The organism is Kitasatospora sp. NPDC090091, assembly GCF_044747365.1.
In the GTDB taxonomy this organism is placed as follows: domain Bacteria; phylum Actinomycetota; class Actinomycetes; order Streptomycetales; family Streptomycetaceae; genus Kitasatospora.
In genome coordinates, this window is sequence record NZ_JBIVDY010000027.1 from 1 (window position 1) to 19,537 (window position 19,537).

A 19,537-nucleotide genomic window follows, 5' to 3' on the forward strand; every position below is an offset into this window, starting at 1 on the left:
AGGGCGGCGGCTTCAACCGTGACCGTGACGACCGTGGCGGCTTCCGCCGCGATGACCGTCCGCAGGGTGGCGGTTTCCGTCGCGATGACCGTCCGCAGGGTGGCGGTTTCCGTCGCGATGACCGTCCGTCCGGCGGTTACAACCGTGACCGTGACGACCGCGGCGGCTTCCGCCGTGACGACCGTCCGCAGGGCGGCGGTTTCCGTCGCGACGACCGTCCGTCCGGCGGTTTCCGTCGTGACGACCGGGACGACCGTCCGCGTCGTGACGACCGCCCCCAGGGCGGCGGCTTCAACCGTGACCGTGACGACCGCGGCGGCTTCCGTCGCGACGACCGTCCGCAGGGCGGCGGTTTCCGTCGCGACGACCGCCCCTCCGGCGGTTACAACCGTGACCGTGACGACCGCGGTGGCTTCCGCCGTGACGACCGCCCCCAGGGCGGTGGCTACCGTCGCGACGACCGCCCCCAGGGCGGCGGCTTCAACCGCGACCGTGACGACCGTGGCGGCTTCCGCCGTGACGACCGCCCGCGCCGTGACGACCGCCCGTCGTACCGCGACCGCGACGACCGCGGTGGCCGGGACTACGACGACCGCCGTGGCAACTACGAGCCGGTCAAGCGCCTGCCGATCCCGGAGGATGTCACCGGCTTCGAGCTCGACGCGGACGTGCGCCAGGAGCTCAAGAGCCTGCCCAAGACGCTGGCCGACGACGTCGCCCGCAACCTGGTGATGGTCGCCCGCCTGCTGGACGGTGAGCCGGAGGAGGCCTACCAGTACTCCCGCGTTGCGCTGCGGCTGGCCTCCCGTGTTGCCGCCGTCCGCGAGGCGGCCGGTTTCGCCTCGTACATGACGCAGCGTTACTCCGAGGCGCTCACCGAGTTCCGCGCCGCCCGTCGGATGACCGGTCGCGCCGACCTGTGGCCCGTGATGGCGGACTGCGAGCGCGGCCTCGGCCGTCCGGAGCGCGCGCTGGCGATGGCCGGCGAGCCCGAGGTGAAGCAGCTGGACAAGGCCGGCCAGGTCGAGATGCGCCTGGTCGCGGCCGGCGCCCGCTCCGACATGGAGCAGTTCGACGCGGCCGTGGTCACCCTGCAGAGCCCGGAGCTGGCCTCCAGCACGGTGCACCCGTGGACCGCGCGCCTGCGGTACGCCTACGCCGAGGCGCTGATCGCGGCCGGCCGTGGCGAGGAGGCCCGCGAGTGGTTCGCCAAGGCCGCCGAGGCCGACCCCGACGGCGCGACCAACGCCTCCGAGCGCCTCGCCGAGATCGACGGCCTGGAGTTCGTGGACGCGCTCGACCCGGAGCTGGAGGAGGACGCCGAGCAGGCCGAGGCCCCCGCTGCGGCGAAGTCGCGCGGCGGCGTGCCGGACGAGCGGGAGATCTTCGAGGACGAGGAAGACGTCGAGGAGTTCTACGACGAGGACGACGTGGAGATCGACGAGGACTTCGACGGCGTCGTGCCGGAGCGGTCCACCGACGCCAAGGCCTGAGGCCTGACGGCACCCGGTAACGGCTGAGGCCCTGCCTCCACCACGGAATCCCGTGGTGGAGGCAGGGCCTCTTCGCTGTCCGCGGCCGTCCGGGCCGGACGCTGACCGGGAGCCGCTCTCAGCCCAGTTCGAGGTTGCGCAGGACCAACCCGGTGGCCGGCTTGGGGCCGAAGGAGGTCGACTTGCGGGGCATGGTGACGCCCTGCTCGGCGAGCCGGCGGACCACGCTCTCGCGCACAGGGTGCAGCAGCACCGCCGTGCCGCCGCTGCGGGCGGCCTCGCGCTCGGCGGCCACGGCGGTGTGCAGGTAGCCGATGTCGTCGGGCCCGTCGGGGATGCGCCAGGTGTGGTCGAGCAGGGTGGCGTGCAGGACGGTCGCGTCCAGGCGACGCCACTCCTCCGGCCGGTCGTGCGGGACGGTGGCGTCGAGCAGGGTCTCGTCGGGCTCGCTCACCAGCCAGTAGGTGCCGTCGCCGCCGGTGAGCACGAAGCTGCTGCCGCCGTGCCGCTTCTGTTCGGCGAGCGCCTGCAGGGCGGTCTCCAGGGGGCCGGGGACCTCCTTGACCTGCCAGCGGTCGCCGAGCTTCTCCAGCGCCTCGGAGATCGTCAGCCGGTACAGCACCCGGTGGATCGCCCGGACCTGGAGCGGGTAGCGGGCGGTATCGACCAGCAGTACCAGTCCGCGGTCCCAGGGGCTGCGCGGCAGGTGGCGGTGCTCGCGCTGGAGCCGCAGGTACATCTCCCAGCGGTGGTGCCCGTCGGCGATCAGCGCGCGGCAGGTGGAGAGGTCGCGGCTGACCTCGGCGATCTCGGCGACGTCGGTGACGGCCCAGAGCCGGTGGTGGGTGCCGTCCGAGGTGGTGGTGGTCAGCAGCGGTTCGCCCCGGACGGCGCGCTCGACCACGCCGGCCGCGCCGCCGTTGCCCCGGTAGGTGAGCAGCAGCGGTTCGAGGTTGGCGCGGGTGGTGCGCATCAGGCCGACCCGGTCGGCGACCGGTCTGGGCATCACGTCCTCGTGGGGGAGGACGACGGCGGCCTCGCTGCCGCTGACGGCGAGCGCGCCGATCAGGCCGCGCTGCAGCAGCTCGGGCGAGTCGCCGGCGGCGGGCACCCGCTGCTCGTAGACGTACAGCGCGGGCACCGGATCGGGAGCCAGGACGCCCTCGCGCTGCCAGTCGCGCAGCAGGCGGGCGGCGTGGCGGTACCGGGTGTCGCGGTCCGGGCGGTCGCCGGGCTCGTCCGGCTCGGGGCGCGGGAGGATCAGCCGGACCACGTTGTGCGGGTCGGCGGTCTCCAGGTCGAGCCGTCGGCCGGGATCGACCACGTCGTACGGTGGCGAGGTCACGGCAGCCAGCGCTCCGACCCGGTCGGGGACGTAACGCAGGCCTCGGAAGGGGAACAGGGACAGGCCTGCAGTGGCGACGTGCCCGGGATCGCCGGGGCCGCCCTGCGGAGACTCCGCTCCGCTTTCTGCACTGGGTGCGCTCATTCTGGGCATCGTAACCGGGTACGCGTTGTTCAGAGATCGGAACACCCGTGCTGGTCGGTGGGCGGGTGTCGTGACCGAGGGCGAGGTACGGCGTGGACGATCGGACAGGCGGGGGCGAGGCGTCGCACGAGGCGGCCGTCTCGGGTACCGAGGGCACGGGTCCCGGCGCGGGCGCGGGCACGCCCGGCGGGGGCGGCGGAGTGCCGGAGCCGGACCGGGCGGGGGAGCCCGTGGGGGACGTGTACGACTGGTTCCGCCGCGGTGGCCGGCTGCTGGCGCAGGGGCACCCGGCGGCGGCCGAGCAGCTGCTGGCGCGGGCGGCCGCGGCGGAGCCGCACTCGCGCAGCATCCGGGAGACGCTGGCGAGGGCGCAGTTCGACGCCGGCTCCTACGCGGCGGCGCTGGAGAACTTCCGGGCCGTCGCCCTGGCCGATCCGTCGGACGACTACGCTCAGTTCGGATGGGGCGTCGCGGCGGCCCGGCTGGGCGACTTCGAGACGTCCGCCGAGCACCTGGCGCTGGCCGTGGCGATGCGGCCGGAGACCGACCACTACCGGGCCGCGCTGCGGCAGACCCGGGCGACCCTGGCCGCCCGCGCCGGGGCGTTCGGCCCGCTGCTGCCGGGGGCGCCGGGCTACCTGGAACCCCCGGAGGCCTCCGAGGGGCCGTCCTCCCTGCCGCCGGGCGGCAGGGAGGACCGCGGGGGCACGGACCCGGGCGGCGCGGACGGGCGGGGCCCCGACCCGGGAACGAACGAGTGAGCGACCCAGTGAATGAGGTAGAGCAGGCATGACCGAGACGGCCACCACCGTGCGACGGACCGCCCCCGGCGGGAGCGGCCGCCCGCTCACCGAGGCGTACGACACGGCCCTGCTGGACCTCGACGGCGTCGTTTACGCCGGGCCGGACGCGATCGAGCACGCGGTGGAGTCGCTGGACGCGGCCCGGGCGGCCGGGATGCGGCTGGCCTACGTGACCAACAACGCCTCCCGTCCGCCCCGGGTGGTGGCCGAGCACCTGACCGAGCTGGGCGTGGCCGCCGAGCCCGGCGACGTCATCAACTCGGCCCAGGCGGCCGCTCGCGTGGTGGCCGAGAAGGTCCCGGCCGGGGCGAAGGTGCTGGTCGTCGGCGGCGCGGGCCTGGAGGAGGCGCTGGCCGAGCGCGGGCTGGTGCCCGTACGCACGCTGGCCGAGGAGCCGCTCGCGGTGGTGCAGGGCTTCGACCCCTCGGTGGGCTGGCAGCACCTGGCGGAGGCCTCGTTCGCGATCCAGCGCGGTCTGCCGTGGGTGGCGTCCAACCTGGACCTGACCGTCCCGCAGGCGCGCGGCATCGCGCCGGGCAACGGCACGCTGGTCGCGGCGGTCCGGGCGGCGACCGGAGTGGAGCCGGAGGTGGCGGGCAAGCCGCTGCCGCCGATGCACCGCGAGACGGTGCTGCGTACGGGGGCGCGGCGGCCGCTGGTGGTGGGGGACCGGCTGGACACGGACATCGAGGGCGCGTTCAACGGCGGGGTGGACAGCCTGTTGGTCTTCACCGGCGTCACCACGCCGGCGCAGCTGCTCGCCGCGCCGGCGGAGCACCGGCCGACCTACCTGTCCGCGGACCTGCGCGGGCTGCTGGTGCCGCACTCCGCGACGGTCGGTCAGCCGGACGGGGGCTTCGGCTGCGGCGGCTGGGTGGCCGTGGTGCAGGACGGCGAGCTGCGGCTGACGGCCACCGGCGAGGACCGCTGGGACGGCCTGCGGGCGCTCTGCGCGGCGGCGTGGACGGCGCTGGACGCGGGCGGCGAGCCGGTGGACGGGCGGAAGGCGCTGGCCGAGCTGGGCTTCTGAGCCCGGGCGCCCGTAGGACGAAGCAGAGCGCCCGTAGGGCGAGGCACAGTCGCGCGGGCCGGGTCAGAGCAGGGTGCGCAGCCGCAGCAGGTCGCGGAAGCCGGCCTCCAGCTTGACCCGGCCGGTGGCCCAGGCCGACGCGAAGTTGAGCCTGCCGTCGACGAGGGCGACCAGGTCGTCGCTGCTCATGGTGAGCCGGATCTCCGCCTTCGCGGCGGGCGGGCCGGGCGCCTCGGTGACGTCCTGGATCCGGCCGTCGCGCAGCCGGCCGGAGAAGGTCAGGTCGAGGTCGGTGATCCGGCAGGTCAGCGAGCGGTCGAGGGCGGCGGCCTTGCGGACGTCGCCGGTGGACCGGGCCATGTTCCTGCTGAGCTGTTCCAGTGCCGCGCGGCACTCCTCGGCGTTGGCCATGGCGGCTGGTCCACTCCCTGTACGACGGTGGCGGTGACTGCGGGGCCACGGTACCCCAGCACGGTTTTGGCTGTAGCGTCGTCAGTGGGTGCCCGGAACGGGTCCGGGTGCCACGGCGACAGAACGATGCGCAGAGGCGCTTAGGAGGCACCCGGATGCTGCCGAAGACGGTGCGGGGAGTGGTGGAGGTCGCCGCCGGGTTGGTGGAGGAGGTCGGCAAGCGGGTCGTCGGGACGGCGGCCGAGCTGCTGGAGAAGACCGGGGTGGATGTCGCCGGGGTGGAGCGGAAGCTCGGCGGACAGTTCCCGCCGTCCCCCAAGGCGCTGCAGACGCTGGTCGAGGAGGCGGTGACCGCGGGCCGGGCCGGGGTGGACCTGGCGGTGGGCGTGGCGCGGGGCGAGGTCGAGCGGGCCTTCGAGAAGGTCGGCGACCAGGTGACCAAGGTCGGGGTGGTGCTCGCCTACCTGGAGAGCAAGCTGCGCGAGGTCGAGGGGGAGGCCGTGCCCGCGGCGAGGACGTCGGCCGCGGAGGAGCCGGCGCCGGCGCCGCGTGCGGACGGGCTGTTCGGGCGGGGCTGGGAGAAGGGGGAGGAGCCGGCCGCGCCGGCCACCCGGGCGGGCGCCGAGTCGATAGTGGCCGAGCGGGTGGAGGTGGACGCGCCGGTGGAGGTCGATCCGCCGGTGCCGCCGGCGCGCACGGCCCCGGAGCCGAAGGCGGCCCCGGAGCCCGACCCGGCGGCGGGGAACACCGTGGCCGCGAAGCCGGCGCAGACGGGGAAGTCGCCGGCCGGGAAGTCGCCGGCCGGGAAGGCCGCCGAGAAGAAGGCGGCGGCGAAGAAGGCGGCGGCCGGTACGGCGCCTGCCGAGAAGGCCCCGGTGAAGAAGGCCGCCACCAAGAAGACCGCGGCCAAGAAGACGGTTGCCAAGCGGACGGTCGCCAAGAAGACCGCGGCGGGGCAGGAGGCTCCCGCCAAGCGGACCGCGACCAAGAAGACCACCGTCCGGAAGACCAGCACGACGAAGAAGCCCGATGCCTGATCGCGACCTCGACCCCGAGCCCGACACCCCGGACCGTCCGGGCGACCTCGCCGCCCCCGCCGCCCCCGCCGCCCCCGCCGTCCTCGACGTCGCCGACCCGCTGGGCGGCGAGCCGCTCCCGATCGGCGTCGAGCTGACCCCGACCGGCCACCCGGCGGTCGACGCCGGGCTGGCCCGGCTGGCGGCACTGGACGGGGTGCCGACCGGGGCGCACGTCGCGGTGTACGAAGATGTTCACCAGCGGCTCACCGACACGCTGGCCGCGCTCGACCGGGATTGACCCGCACGACCCATCCGTAGGAGCTGAAACACCAGTGGCAGTGGCACGACGCCGTCTCGACGCGGAACTGGTCCGCCGCAAGCTGGCCCGGTCGCGGGAGCACGCGTCCGAGCTGATCGCGGCCGGCCGGGTGACCGTCGGCGGCACCACCGCGACCAAGCCGGCCACCCAGGTGGAGACCTCGGCGGCGGTCGTGGTGGCGAAGGACGAGAACGACCCCGACTACGTCTCGCGCGGCGGCCACAAGCTGGCCGGGGCGTTCGCCGCCTTCGTACCGCAGGGCCTGGTGGTCGAGGGCCGCCGGGCGCTGGACGCCGGCGCGTCCACCGGCGGGTTCACCGACGTGCTGCTGCGCGCCGGGGCGGTGCAGGTGCTGGCGGTGGACGTCGGCTACGGGCAGCTCGCCTGGTCGCTGCAGAGCGACGAGCGGGTGACGGTGATGGACCGCACCAACGTGCGCGAGCTGACCCTGGAGCTGATCGGCGGGACGCCGGTCGACCTGGTGGTCGGCGACCTCTCCTTCATCTCGCTGGGACTGGTGCTGCCCGCGCTGGCCGGCTGCGCCGCCGAGGACGCGGACCTGGTGCTGATGGTCAAGCCGCAGTTCGAGATCGGCAAGGAGCGTCTCGGCAGCGGCGGAGTGGTGCGCAGCCCGCAGCTGCGGGCCGAGATGGTGCGCCAGGTCGCGGGACAGGCGTGGGAGCTCGGGCTGGGCGTGCGCGCGGTGACCGCGAGCCCGCTGCCCGGTCCGTCCGGGAACGTCGAGTACTTCCTCTGGTTGCGCCGGGGTGCACCGCAGTTGGATCCGGCGGACGCGGACCGGGCCGTTGCGGAGGGCCCCGGATAGGCTGCTCTGCGGACGTCCGGTCCGTCATGCTGGGTCAACGCGGCCGCACCGGCCAACGGCGACCCGGCCGACGTAGGGAGAGGGCAGCTGGCATGAGCGGGCGAATCATGGGGGTACTCCCGGCGGGGAGCCGGGAGCGGATCGTCGCGGGGAGCGCGTCTCGCGGGGCGGCGGTCGGGCGGGGCCACGGCCTCGGCACCGGCGACCGCAGCAGAATCGGCAGCGGTGTCAGCAGCGGAAGCGACGGAAGCAGCGGCAGGGGCAGCGAGGTGGGCGCATGAGCGACGAGCGGACGGTTTTCCTGATCGCGCACACCGGCCGGGAGGCCGCGCTGCGCAGTGTCGAGGGCCTGGTGCACGGCCTGCTCAAGGCGGGGATCCGGATCCGGCTGCTCGCCGCCGAGGCGGTGGACCTGGATCTGCCGGACGGCGTGGAGCGGGTGCCCGGTGGGCCGGGGGCCGCCGACGGCTGCGAGCTGATCCTGGTCGCGGGCGGCGACGGGACGCTGCTGCGCGGCGCAGAGCTGGCGCGTGAGCACGGGCTCCCGATGCTCGGCATCAACCTGGGCCGGGTCGGCTTCCTCGCCGAGGCCGAGCGGGACGACCTCGCCGTGGTGGTCGAGCGGGTGGTCGACGCCGACTACGAGGTCGAGGAGCGGATGACCCTCGACGTGATCGTGCGGACCAACGGTGACGTGCTGCACCACGACTGGGCACTGAACGAGGCGTCGATCGAGAAGGCGTCCCGGGAGCGGATGCTGGAGGTGGTGACCGAGGTGGACGGCCGCCCGGTGTCCAACTTCGGCTGCGACGGGGTGGTCTGCGCGACGCCGACCGGGTCGACGGCGTACGCGTTCTCCGGCGGCGGGCCGGTGGTCTGGCCGGAGGTGGAGGCGCTGCTGATGGTGCCGATCAGCGCGCACGCGCTGTTCGCCCGGCCGTTGGTGACCTCGCCGGACTCGGTGCTGGCGGTGGAGGTGCAGCCGAAGACCCCGCACGGGGTGCTCTGGTGCGACGGCCGCCGTTCGGTGGAGCTGCCGGCCGGGGCGCGGGTCGAGGTGCGCCGGGGGCAGACGCCGGTGCGGCTGGCGCGGCTGCACCGGGCGCCGTTCACCGACCGGCTGGTGGCCAAGTTCGCGCTTCCGGTGACGGGTTGGCGCGGCCGGCACGACACGCACTGAGCCGGTGGGGGCGGGGTCCGTCGCGATCCCGCCCCCGTTCGCCGCGCAGGGTCGGTCACCGTCCCTGCCGAGACAGTGAATTGACGAAGCGTCAAACAGCCAGTGGCTGGCCCTCGTCGGCGGCGTCGCGCCAACGCCCGCCAGCGGCGGCCCGCGCGGCGACCTTGGCGAGCCGGTCGACGGCGGCGGGGACGGCCGCGGCGGGCACGGTGAGCGGAATCCGGATGTGGTGCTCGAACGCGCCGTCCGCGCCGAAGCGGCTGCCCGCGGCGATCCGCACGCCGACCTGCTCCCCGGCCCGGGCGAGCGCCGCGCCGGAGAGGCCGCCGGTGGAGACCCAGAAGGCGAGTCCGCCGGGCGGCGGCGCGTAGCGCCAGTCGGGCAGGCGGGTGCGCAGGGCGTCGGAGAAGGCGTCGGCGCCCGCCCGCAGCCTGGCCAACTGGTGGGCGCGGACGGCCTCCAGCGGCTCGCCGAGCAGTTCCGCGGCGATCAGCTGGTCCAGGACCGGGGCGCCGACGTCGCTGTAGACGCGCTCGGCGGCGAGGCGGCGGACCAGGGCGGGCGCCGCCCGGACCCAGCCGATCCGCAGACCGCCCCAGAGCAGCTTGCCCGCCGAGCCGACCGTGACTACCTGGGCGGAGCGGTCCAGCGCGGCGGTCGGGCGGGGGAGGGCGGCGTCGTCGGCGACGCCCCAGCCGAGTTCGGCGGTGGTCTCGTCGACCAGGACCACCGCGCCCGCGGCGCGGGCGGCGGCCAGCAGTTCGCGCCGCTGCTCCTCGTCCACGAGGGCGCCGGTCGGGTTGTGGAAGTCGGGGATCACGTAGGCGGCCCTGGGCGCGGCGCCGTGCAGCACCCGGCGCCACTCGGCGAGGTCCCAGCGCGGCGGCCGGGTCGGCCCGTCCGGGGAGGCGTACGGGACGGGGACCAGCCGGGCGCCGCCGCGGCGCAGCGCCTGCAGGGTGTGGGCGTAGCTGGGTGCCTCGACCGCCACCCGGTCGCCGCTTCCGATCAGCGCCCGCTGCACCAGGTGGAGGCCGCCCATCGCGCCGATGGTGATCAGGACCTGGTCGGCGGAGGTGGGCAGTCCGCGCTCGGTGTAGCGGCGGGCGACCGCCTCGCGCAGGACGGGGACGCCGGTGGGGAAGTGGCCGTGCCCGGTGGCGTAGGCGGGCAGCTGCTCGACGGCCCGGGCGGCGGCCGCGCCGAGGAACGGCTGCGGGGCGGGGAGTGCGGCGACGCCGAGGTCGAGGGTGCGCCCCTGCTCGTCCGGCGGCATCGGGTGCAGCGCGTCGCCGGGCGGCGGGGCGCCCTCGGGCAGGGCGGTCCAGCTGCCGGAGCCGCGGCGGCTGTGCAGGTAGCCGTCGGCGCGCAGGGCCTCGTACGCGGTGGCCACGGTGGTGCGGCTGAGTCGCAGGGCCAGGGCGAGTTCGCGCTCGGCGGGGAGGCGGGCGCCGACCGGCAGCCGGCCCTCGGTGACCAGGAGGCGGATCTGCCCGGCCAGGGTGCGGTAGGCGGGCCGCCGGGTGGCGGGCTCGGGCAGGCGGGCGGTGGAGAGCAGCCGGGCGAGCGCGGCGGCGGTGACGGTGGTGTGCCAGTCGGCCATGGCGGAATCAGTCCACTTACTCGGGATTGGCCCTGGAGCGGGCCTCATTGGCCTTGTCATCATCGCAGGGCGGCCGTCGAGTCCGCCACCGTCCGGGCCCTGCCCCCGGGTGATGTCAGTACCACCTGCCGGAGTACCGATGGCCACCACCAGCCCGCCCCCGTCCACCACCGCCGCCGCCCCCGCTCCCGCCACCGACCGTGCCGACCTCGTCACCGGTCCTGCCGCGGGCATCACCGACCCTGCCGCGGGCCCGGCCACCGGGCCCACGACGGCGGCCGGGCGCCGGAGCACCGCCGACCGCCTGCTCGGCGACACCCATGCGCTGGGCCGCCGGCTCCCGCAGCTCGCCGTCGGGCTCGCCCTCTACGGGGCGAGCATGGCGCTGATGCTGCGCTCCGGGCTCGGCCTCGACCCCTGGGACGTCCTCCACCAGGGCCTGCAGCGGAGCGCCGGCCTCTCGGTGGGCGCCTGGGTGACCATCTGCGGCGCCCTCGTCCTGCTGTTCTGGATCCCGCTGCGCCAGCGCCCCGGCCTCGGCACGGTGGCCAACGTGCTGGTGATCGGTGCGGCGATGGACCTCACCCTGCGGGTGGCCGGCACGCCCGGCCCGCCGGCGGCCCGGATCGCGCTGATGGCCGCCGCGATCGTGCTGAACGGTCTGGCCACCGGCCTCTACATCGGCGCCCGGTTCGGCCCGGGGCCGCGCGACGGGCTGATGACCGGCCTGCACCGGCGCACCGGCCGCTCGCTGCGGCTCATCCGCACCGGCATCGAACTGACGGTGTTGGTGGCGGGTGTCCTGCTCGGCGGCACCGCCGGGGTCGGCACCGTCGCGTATGCGCTGGCCATCGGCCCGCTGGTGCAGTTCTTCCTGCCGTGGTGCACCGTCCCCACCCCGGGGCAAACCTCCCGGAAGGGATGAACTTGCGTGCACGGAGTTGCCGCGCGGCGTTGTCGCTCGTCGCGCAGCGGGGGTGGAACCTCGTAAGGTCGTCTCCGTGTTGGACGAGATGCGGATACGGGATCTTGGGGTCATCGACGACGCGGTGGTCGAGCTGGCCCCCGGCTTCACCGCCGTGACGGGTGAGACCGGCGCCGGCAAGACCATGGTGGTGACCAGCCTCGGGCTGCTGCTCGGCGGCCGGGCCGATCCGGCCCTGGTGCGCAACGGCAGCGGACGCGCGGTGGTCGAGGGCCGCCTCGAACTGCCCGCCGACTCCCCGGTGGCCGCCCGCGCCGTCGAGGCGGGGGCCGAACTGGACGACGGCGCGCTGCTGATCAGCCGCACCGTCTCCGCCGAGGGCCGCTCGCGGGCGTACGTCGGCGGCCGGGCCGTGCCGGTCGGGCTGCTCGCCGAGCTCGGCGAGGACCTGATCGCCGTCCACGGCCAGACCGACCAGCAGCGGCTGCTCCGCCCGGCCCGCCAGCGCGGCGCCCTGGACCGGTACGCGGGCGAGGCGGTGGCCGAGCCGCTGGCCCGCTACCGGGAGGTCTACCGCCGGCTGCGCGAGGTCTCCGCCACCCTGGAGGAGCTGACCACCCGGGCCCGCGAGCGTGCCCAGGAGGCGGACCTGCTCCGCTTCGGCCTGGACGAGGTCGCCGCCGCCGAGCCGGTCGCCGGCGAGGACATCGAGCTCGGCGCCGAGGCCGAGCGGCTCGGCCACGCCGACGCGCTCTCCTCCGCCGCCACCCTCGCCCACGCCGCGCTGGCCGGCGACCCGGCCGACCCGGAGGCCCTGGACGCCGGCACCCTGCTCGCGCAGGCCCGCCGCGCCCTGGACGCCGTCCGCCACCACGACGAGCGGCTCGCCGCCCTCGCCGACCGGCTGAACGAGGTGGGCTACCTGCTCGCCGACGTGGCCGGCGACCTGGCCGGCTACGCCGACGACCTGGATGCCGACCCGGTCCGGCTGGCTGCGGTCGAGGACCGCCGGGCCGTCCTGGCCCAGCTGCTGCGCAAGTACGGCGGCCCGGAGAACTCCCTCGCCGAGGTGCTGGCCTGGGCCGAGGAGGGCTCCGCCCGGCTGGCGGAACTCGACGGCGACGACGAGCGGATCGACGAGCTGGGTGCCCAGGAGACCGCGCTGCGCGCCGAGTTGGCCGAGCTCGCGGCCGAGGTGTCGGCCGCCCGGCAGGCCGCCGCCGGCCGCTTCGCCGAGGCCGTCTCGGCCGAGCTGGCCGAGCTCGCCATGCCGCACGCACGGGTCACCTTCTCGATCAGCCAGGTCGACGACCTGTCCGGGATCGAGATCGAGGGCCGCACCGTCGCCTACGGCCCGCACGGCGTGGACGAGGTCGAGGTGCTGCTGGCACCGCACCCCGGTGCCCAGCCGCGTCCGATCGCCAAGGGCGCCTCGGGCGGTGAGCTCTCCCGGGTGATGCTGGCCGTCGAGGTGGTCTTCGCCGGTGCGGACCCCGTCCCGACCTACCTCTTCGACGAGGTGGACGCTGGCGTGGGCGGCAAGGCCGCGGTCGAGATCGGCCGCCGGCTGGCCAAGCTGGCCGAGTCCGCCCAGGTCGTGGTGGTCACCCACCTGCCGCAGGTCGCCGCGTTCGCCGACCGGCACCTGGTGGTGGAGAAGACCAACGACGGCACGGTGACCCGCAGCGGCGTCAAGGTGCTCAGCGACGAGGAGCGGGTGCGCGAGCTCTCCCGGATGCTGGCAGGCCTGGAGGACTCCGAGCTGGGCCGCGCCCACGCCGAGGAGCTGCTGGCCGCCGCCCGGGCCCCGCGCCACCGCTAGGACACCCCCTGGCCACCGCTGGGACGGACCCGGTTCCGACCCACGAGTGCACCGCCGGGGCCCGGCTCACAAGGCCGGCCCCGGCTCCGCCGCCCGGTCGGCGGCGGCCCTCGGCCGACGGCGACGCGCCCCCGTGGCGCCGACTGTCCAAGAGGGCCGCCGACCTGGCATGGTGGCGGCTGGACACTGGCTTTCCAGTCCCGAGCGCCGCTGCGGGCAATCCTCGCACCACGGCGCGCGAACCTGATCGAGTCGGATGCGAGACGACGTGGACCATTCCGCCGCCCGGGCCACCGCGGCCGCCCCTGAACCGGGCCAGCTGCGCGTGGTGCTCGTCCTGGCCGCCAGCACCGGTGGCATCGGCGCGCACGTGCGCTCCCTGACACAGGGCCTGGTCGCGCACGGAGTGACCGTGACGGTGTGCGGGCCGGCCGGCACGGACGAGCTGTTCGGATTCTCCCGCTCCGGCGCCAGGTTCCACCTGGTCGACATCACCCCCACCGCGGGCGCCCGCAGCGACGCCACTGCGATCGGCGAGCTGCGCCGCGCCTTCACCGGCGCCGACGTGGTGCACGCCCACGGCCTGCGCGCCGGACTCCTGTCCGACCTGGCGCTGCGCACCGCCGGCCGCTTCCCGGGCCTGCGCCCGGAGACCCCGCTGGTGGTCACCTCGCACCACGCACTGCTCGCCACCGGTATGGAGCGCCGGCTGCAACGGCTGATGGAGCGCCGGGTGGCGCGCGCCGCCGACCTGGTGCTCGGCGCCTCCTCCGACCTGGTGGCCCGGGCCCGTGAGCTGGGCGCCACCGACGCCCGGCTCGGGCCGGTCGCCGCGCCTCCGATGCCCGACGGCCGGCTGGAGCGGGCCGAGGCCCGGGCCGCGCTGCTCGGCGCCGGACCGGACCGGCCGCTGGTGCTGGCGGTCGGCCGGCTGGTCCCGCAGAAGGCGTTCGGACTGCTGCTGGACGCCTCCCGCGAGCTGGCCGCGCTGGACCCGCAGCCCCTGGTGCTGCTCGCCGGGGACGGTCCCGAGGCGCCCGGGCTGCGCGAGCGGGTGACGGCGGAGAAGCTGCCGGTGCGGCTGCTCGGCTACCGCACCGACGTGCCCGACCTGCTGGCGGCCGCGGACGTCGTGGTGGTCTCCAGCCGCTGGGAGGCCCGTTCGCTGGTGGTCCAGGAGGCGATGCGGGCCGGCGTGCCGGTGGTGGCGACGTCCGTCGGCGGCATCCCCGAGCTGGTCGGGGACGCGGCGGTGCTGGTCCCGCCCGGCGACGCGGCGGCGATCGGCCGGGCGGTGCGCGGGCTGCTGGCCGACCCGGCCCGCCGGGACCGCCTGACGGAGGCCGGCCGGCAGCAGGCCGAGACCTGGCCGGACGAGGCCGCCACCGTCGCCCAGGTGCTCAGCACCTACGACGAGCTGGTCCAGCGCAGCCTGTAGGTCCTGTCCGGTGGGCGGGCGCCCGGCCGGCGGCCGGGCGCCCCCGGTCAGACCGTGGCCTGCTCGGCGCGGTCGGCGGCCGGGCCGTTCGGCTGGGCCGAGAGGTACGCGCCGCCGCAGGCGGTCAGCCGCAGCGCGGTGTCGATCAGCGGGACGTGGCTGAACGCCTGCGGGAAGTTGCCGACCTGGCGCTTCTCCCGCGGGTCCCACTCCTCGGCGAGCAGGCCGAGGTCGTTGCGCAGCGACAGCAGCTTGTCGAACAGCTCCCGGGCCTCCTGCACCCGCCCGATCATGGCGAGGTCGTCGGCCAGCCAGAACGAGCAGGCGAGGAAGGCGCCCTCGTGGCCGGAGAGCCCGTCGACGTTGTTGCCGCTCTCGTCGTGGGTCGGGTAGCGCAGCACGAAGCCGTCCTCGGTGGAGAGCTCGCGCTGGATCGCCTCGATGGTGCCGATGACGCGCTTGTCGTCCGGCGGCAGGAAGCCCACCTGGGGGATGAGCAGCAGTGAGGCGTCCAGCTCCTTGCCGCCGTAGTACTGGGTGAAGGTGTTGCGCTCCGGGTCGTAGCCCTTCTCGCAGACGTCCCGGTGAATGGTCTCGCGCAGTTCGCGCCAGCGCTCCAGGTGGCTGTCGGAGGGGGCGTCCTCGGGGGTCTGCTCCAGCAGCTTGATGGTGCGGTCGACGGCGACCCAGGCCATCACCTTGGAGTGGACGAAGTGCCGGCGCGGGCCGCGCACCTCCCAGATGCCCTCGTCCCGCTCCTGCCAGTGGTCCTCCAGGTACTCGATCAGGCGCAGCTGGAGGTGGTGGGCGTGGTCGTTGCGGACCAGGCCGGTCATGTGGGCGAGGTGCAGGGCCTCGACCACCTCGCCGTAGACGTCGAGCTGGAGCTGGCCGGCCGCGCCGTTGCCGACCCGGACCGGCTGGGAGCCCTCGTAGCCGGGCAGCCAGTCCAGCGAGGACTCGGTCAGCTCGCGCTCGCCGGCGATGCCGTACATGATCTGCAGGTTCTCCGGGTCGCCGGCGACGGCGCGGAGCAGCCACTCGCGCCAGGCGCGGGCCTCGTCCCGGTAGCCGGTGCGCAGCAGCGAGGAGAGGGTGATCGCGGCGTCGCGGAGCCAGGTGTAGCGGTAGTCCCAGTTGCGCTCACCGCCGAGGTCCTCGGGCAGGGAGGTGGTGGGTGCGGCGACGATGCCGCCGGTGGGGGCGTAGGTGAGGCCCTTGAGGGTGATCAGCGAGCGGATCACGGCCTCCCGGTAGGGGCCCTGGTAGGTGCACTGGCCGGCCCAGTCGTGCCAGAAGTCGGCGGTGGCGTCGAGCATCTCCTCGGCGTCCGGGGCGGTCGGCGGGTCGAGGTGGGAGGCCTGCCAGGTCAGGGCGAAGGCGATCCGCTCGCCGGCCGCGACGGCGAAGTCGGCGTAGGTGGTGAGGTTGCGCCCGTAGGTCTCGGCCTCGCCGTCCAGCCAGACGGAGTCGGGGCCGGCCATGGCGACGGTGCGGTGGCCGCCGTCGGGCTGCTCGACCCGGTGCACCCAGGGCACGATCCGGCCGTAGCTGAAGCGCATCCGCAGCGCGGAGCGCATCCGGACGGTGCCGGACAGGCCCTCGACGATCCGGATCATCTGGGGGACGGCGTCGCGGCCGGCCAGCGGGCGCGGCGGCATGAAGTCGATCACCCGGACGCTGCCGCCCGGGCAGTCCCACTCCTGCTCCAGGATGAGCGAGTCGCCCCGGTAGCGGCGCCGGTCGGCGGGGACGGCCGGGGCGGCGGCGGTGGCGGGCGGGACGCGCAGGTCGCCGGTGTCGGTGAGGCGCACGCGGTCGGCGGCCGGGGACGGCTCGGCCGCGGGGCCGGGCGGCTCGGTGGCCACCGCCTCGGCCGGGCCGATCCGCCAGAAGCCGTGTTCATCCGTGCCGAGCAGGCCGGCGAAGACCGCCGGCGAGTCGAACCGGGGCAGGCACAGCCAGTCGACCGCCCCGTCCCTGCTGACCAGGGCGGCGGTCTGCATGTCCCCGATGAGTGCGTAGTCCTCGATACGGCCGGCCACGTGGATCTCCAGTTCGCAATGTGGTCAGGACGCATCGGCGATCCCGGGAGAGCCAGCGGGTCTGCGGGGCCGGGGGGCCACCCCGGGACGTCCGGCCCGCCGATGGGTGGTGGCGGGCCTTGCTGGAGTGTCCGCGCGAGGCTCTTCGAGCCCCTGGAGTGGGTGGGGAGGAGCTGTTGTACGGGGAGGTCCGGTCGCGCATCGGGGACCGAGAGGTGTCCTGACCCTCCCACGCCCTCCGCGTGCTCGTGCGTCGGCGATGCGTCCGTGCAGCTTACGACGGACGAAAGGGGCGAAGCACGCGGGCGCAGCTCTGCGTGGCGCCGCAATTCGGCGGAAATGCCGTGCATCGCGGTGCCGGCGTGCAGGATGGCCCGGAAGGATCAGCTCCGGATGGTCCGCCGGGAGGGCGGCGCATGGCCCGGACGAGCGCCGCCGAGTGGCCCTCCCGGGCCGGTGGTGCGACGGATGTGACACGTGCGCCGTACGGTGCGCCGTGGTGCGCCGGGCGTGTGGTTCCGTGCCACCGGGCGCGGGCCGGAAAGCGCCCCGGCCGGGTCACTGATACCCTGGTATCCCGTGGACCGGTGGGATCAAACGCCCCGGACCAGCCGAACCGACGACCCTGCGAGCGCCGTGCCCAGCACCGTGCTCCCGTCGCCAGGCGAGCCGCGAGCCTCCCGCCCACGTCACCTTCGACACGCGACCCACGGGAGCCCCCTCTTGGCACAGCCCCATTCCGGCAAGGCAGCGAACGGCCGCGCCGTGACGACCAAGCACCTCTTCGTCACCGGGGGTGTCGCCTCGTCGCTCGGCAAGGGCCTCACCGCCTCCAGCCTCGGCGCCCTGCTCAAGGCCCGCGGCCTGCGCGTCACGATGCAGAAGCTCGACCCGTACCTCAACGTGGACCCGGGCACCATGAACCCGTTCCAGCACGGTGAGGTCTTCGTCACCGACGACGGCGCCGAGACCGACCTCGACATCGGCCACTACGAGCGGTTCCTGGACACCAACCTGCACGGCTCGGCCAACGTGACCACCGGCCAGGTGTACTCGACCGTCATCGCCAAGGAGCGCCGCGGCGAGTACCTGGGCGACACCGTCCAGGTCATCCCGCACATCACCAACGAGATCAAGTCCCGGATCCGCCGGATGGCGACCGAGGACGTCGACGTGGTGATCACCGAGGTCGGCGGCACCGTCGGCGACATCGAGTCGCTGCCCTTCCTGGAGGCCGTCCGCCAGGTCCGCCACGAGGTCGGCCGGGACAACGTCTTCTTCGTGCACGTCTCCCTGCTGCCCTACATCGGCCCCTCGGGCGAGCTGAAGACCAAGCCCACCCAGCACTCGGTGGCCGCGCTGCGCAACATCGGCATCCAGCCGGACGCCGTCGTGCTGCGCGCCGACCGCGAGGTCCCGCAGGCCATCAAGCGCAAGATCTCGCTGATGTGCGATGTGGACGAGGAGGCCGTGGTCGCGGCCATCGACGCCAAGTCGATCTACGACATCCCGAAGGTGCTGCACGGCGAGGGCCTGGACGCCTACGTCGTCCGCCGCCTCGACCTGCCGTTCCGCGACGTCGACTGGACCACCTGGGACGACCTGCTGCGCCGCGTCCACGAGCCGCAGCACATCGTCAAGGTCGCGCTGGTCGGCAAGTACATCGACCTGCCGGACGCCTACCTGTCGGTGACCGAGGCGCTGCGCGCCGGCGGCTTCGCCAACAACGCCCGGGTCGAGATCAAGTGGGTCACCTCGGACGACTGCGAGACCCCGGAGGGCGCGCAGGAGCACCTCGGCGACGTCGACGCGATCTGCATCCCCGGCGGCTTCGGCGACCGCGGTGTGGACGGCAAGGTCGCCGCGATCACCTACGCCCGCGAGAACCGGATCCCGCTGCTCGGCCTCTGCCTGGGCCTGCAGTGCGTGGTCATCGAGGCCGCCCGCAACCTGGCCGGCCTGCCCGAGGCCAACTCCACCGAGTTCGACGCCGCCGCCAAGTACCCGGTCATCTCCACCATGGCCGAGCAGCTGGCGATCGTCGACGGCAAGGGCGACCTGGGCGGCACCATGCGCCTGGGCCTGTACCCGGCCAAGCTCGCCGAGGGCTCGATCGTCCGCGAGGTCTACGGCGGCGAGCAGTACGTCGAGGAGCGCCACCGCCACCGCTACGAGGTCAACAACGCCTACCGCGCGGACCTGGAGAAGACCGGCCTGGTCTTCTCGGGCCTCTCGCCCAAGGGCGACCTGGTCGAGTACGTCGAGTACCCGCGCGAGGTGCACCCCTACCTGGTGGCCACCCAGGCCCACCCGGAGCTGAAGTCCCGCCCGACCCGCCCGCACCCGCTGTTCGCGGGCCTGGTCAAGGCGGCCATCGACATCAAGACGGCGCAGCCGGCCGCCGAGTAGTCGACGACACGTCACCGGACGGCGGTCCCGCGATTCCCGCGGGGCCGCCGTTCGGCGTTAGATTGTGTCGTACTGACGAAAAGGGGAGACCGATGGACGACCAGCGCATCCACGACGTGGCCGAGGAGTGGGAGATCCGGGGGACCACCACGCCGTTCCAGGGCAGGGTCACCGGTGTGCGCACCGAGGAGGTCCGGATGCCCGACGGCGGCTGGGCCCGCCGTGACTACCAGACCCACCCCGGCTCGGTCTCCGTCCTCGCACTCGACGACCGGCAGCGGGTGCTGATCGTGCGCCAGTACCGCCACCCCGTCCGCCAGCGGCTCTGGGAGCTGCCCGCCGGCCTGCTCGACGTGCCCGGGGAGAACCCGCTGCACGCCGCCCAGCGCGAGCTGTACGAGGAGGCGCACTGCAAGGCCGGGACGTGGCGGGTGCTGGTCGACTTCTACACCTCGCCCGGCGGCACCGACGAGGCGCTGCGGCTCTTCCTCGCCACCGACCTCGCGGACGTGGAGGGCGACCGCTACGAGGCCCACGGCGAGGAGCTGGAGATCGAGACCGCCCGGGTGCCGCTCGCCGAGCTGATCCGGCTGATCCACGCCGGCGAGCTGCACAACCCCACCCTGATCACCGGCACCCTCGCCCTGCACGCCGCGCTCACCGGCCCCGGCGGCCTCGACGCCCTGCGCTCCCCCCTGTCCCCCTGGCCGGCCCGGCCCTTCTCC

16 protein-coding genes are annotated in these 19,537 nt (G+C 74.8%); 12 read left to right on the forward strand and 4 right to left on the reverse strand.

Annotated elements, in window-relative coordinates; genetic code table 11:
• Positions 1-668 precede the first annotated feature (668 nt).
• Positions 669-1,493 carry a tetratricopeptide repeat protein gene (locus ACIPSC_RS33485; protein WP_400831987.1) on the forward strand — a complete coding sequence of 275 codons (825 nt, stop codon included), beginning with the start codon at positions 669-671 and terminating at the stop codon, positions 1,491-1,493.
• 118 nt (positions 1,494-1,611) lie between these two features.
• On the opposite strand, the gene ACIPSC_RS33490 is transcribed toward ACIPSC_RS33485, so the two are convergent.
• The gene (locus ACIPSC_RS33490; protein ID WP_400831838.1) at positions 1,612-2,982 is read right to left on the reverse strand and encodes a DUF1015 family protein; all 1,371 of its coding nucleotides are present in this window, start codon (positions 2,980-2,982) and stop codon (positions 1,612-1,614) included.
• A 92-nt stretch (positions 2,983-3,074) separates the two neighbouring features.
• Here ACIPSC_RS33490 and ACIPSC_RS33495 point away from each other — a divergent pair, with 92 nt between their 5' ends.
• Positions 3,075-3,743, forward strand: coding sequence for a tetratricopeptide repeat protein (locus tag ACIPSC_RS33495; protein ID WP_400831840.1), 669 nt, complete (start codon positions 3,075-3,077; stop codon positions 3,741-3,743).
• Positions 3,744-3,771: 28 nt separating this feature from the next.
• Complete coding sequence (locus tag ACIPSC_RS33500) at positions 3,772-4,815, forward strand: HAD-IIA family hydrolase (RefSeq protein ID WP_400831842.1); 1,044 nt, start codon at positions 3,772-3,774, stop codon at positions 4,813-4,815.
• 63 nt (positions 4,816-4,878) lie between these two features.
• Here the strand turns inward: ACIPSC_RS33500 and ACIPSC_RS33505 are convergent, their stop codons facing one another.
• On the reverse strand, positions 4,879-5,226 hold the full coding sequence (locus ACIPSC_RS33505) for an SCP2 sterol-binding domain-containing protein (protein ID WP_400831844.1): 348 nt from the start codon (positions 5,224-5,226) through the stop codon (positions 4,879-4,881).
• Between the two features lie 155 nt (positions 5,227-5,381).
• On the opposite strand from ACIPSC_RS33505, the gene ACIPSC_RS33510 reads away from it, so the two are divergent.
• From ACIPSC_RS33510 to ACIPSC_RS33525, 4 genes are all read left to right on the forward strand, one after another.
• On the forward strand, positions 5,382-6,263 hold the full coding sequence (locus ACIPSC_RS33510; protein WP_400831846.1) for a hypothetical protein: 882 nt from the start codon (positions 5,382-5,384) through the stop codon (positions 6,261-6,263).
• Positions 6,256-6,543: a hypothetical protein gene (locus ACIPSC_RS33515; protein ID WP_400831848.1), complete on the forward strand. Its 288-nt coding sequence runs from the start codon at positions 6,256-6,258 to the stop codon at positions 6,541-6,543. Before ACIPSC_RS33510 ends, ACIPSC_RS33515 begins: the two co-directional genes overlap by 8 nt.
• 40 nt (positions 6,544-6,583) lie before the next feature.
• Positions 6,584-7,390: a TlyA family RNA methyltransferase gene (locus tag ACIPSC_RS33520; protein ID WP_400831850.1), complete on the forward strand. Its 807-nt coding sequence runs from the start codon at positions 6,584-6,586 to the stop codon at positions 7,388-7,390.
• A gap of 277 nt (positions 7,391-7,667) precedes the next feature.
• Positions 7,668-8,570 (forward strand): NAD kinase, encoded by a 903-nt coding sequence (locus ACIPSC_RS33525; RefSeq protein ID WP_238863250.1) that lies wholly within the window; start codon positions 7,668-7,670, stop codon positions 8,568-8,570.
• A gap of 91 nt (positions 8,571-8,661) precedes the next feature.
• On the opposite strand, the gene ACIPSC_RS33530 is transcribed toward ACIPSC_RS33525, so the two are convergent.
• Positions 8,662-10,173: a PLP-dependent aminotransferase family protein gene (locus ACIPSC_RS33530; protein WP_400831852.1), complete on the reverse strand. Its 1,512-nt coding sequence runs from the start codon at positions 10,171-10,173 to the stop codon at positions 8,662-8,664.
• A gap of 139 nt (positions 10,174-10,312) precedes the next feature.
• Here ACIPSC_RS33530 and ACIPSC_RS33535 point away from each other — a divergent pair, with 139 nt between their 5' ends.
• From ACIPSC_RS33535 to ACIPSC_RS33545, 3 genes are all read left to right on the forward strand, one after another.
• A complete protein-coding gene (locus ACIPSC_RS33535; protein WP_400831854.1) occupies positions 10,313-11,098 on the forward strand; it encodes a YitT family protein in 786 nt (261 codons plus the stop codon).
• Between the two features lie 88 nt (positions 11,099-11,186).
• A complete protein-coding gene (gene recN, locus ACIPSC_RS33540) occupies positions 11,187-12,920 on the forward strand; it encodes a DNA repair protein RecN (protein ID WP_400831989.1) in 1,734 nt (577 codons plus the stop codon).
• A gap of 256 nt (positions 12,921-13,176) precedes the next feature.
• Positions 13,177-14,358, forward strand: coding sequence for a glycosyltransferase family 4 protein (locus ACIPSC_RS33545; protein ID WP_400831856.1), 1,182 nt, complete (start codon positions 13,177-13,179; stop codon positions 14,356-14,358).
• A gap of 47 nt (positions 14,359-14,405) precedes the next feature.
• Here the strand turns inward: ACIPSC_RS33545 and ACIPSC_RS33550 are convergent, their stop codons facing one another.
• Positions 14,406-16,403 carry a glycoside hydrolase family 15 protein gene (locus ACIPSC_RS33550; protein ID WP_400831858.1) on the reverse strand — a complete coding sequence of 666 codons (1,998 nt, stop codon included), beginning with the start codon at positions 16,401-16,403 and terminating at the stop codon, positions 14,406-14,408.
• A gap of 723 nt (positions 16,404-17,126) precedes the next feature.
• On the opposite strand from ACIPSC_RS33550, the gene ACIPSC_RS33555 reads away from it, so the two are divergent.
• Both ACIPSC_RS33555 and ACIPSC_RS33560 read left to right on the forward strand, forming a co-directional pair.
• Positions 17,127-18,812, forward strand: coding sequence for a CTP synthase (locus ACIPSC_RS33555; RefSeq protein WP_255752596.1), 1,686 nt, complete (start codon positions 17,127-17,129; stop codon positions 18,810-18,812).
• A 92-nt stretch (positions 18,813-18,904) separates the two neighbouring features.
• On the forward strand, positions 18,905-19,537 hold a 633-nt coding region (locus ACIPSC_RS33560; protein WP_400831861.1), incomplete at its 3' end, for an NUDIX domain-containing protein.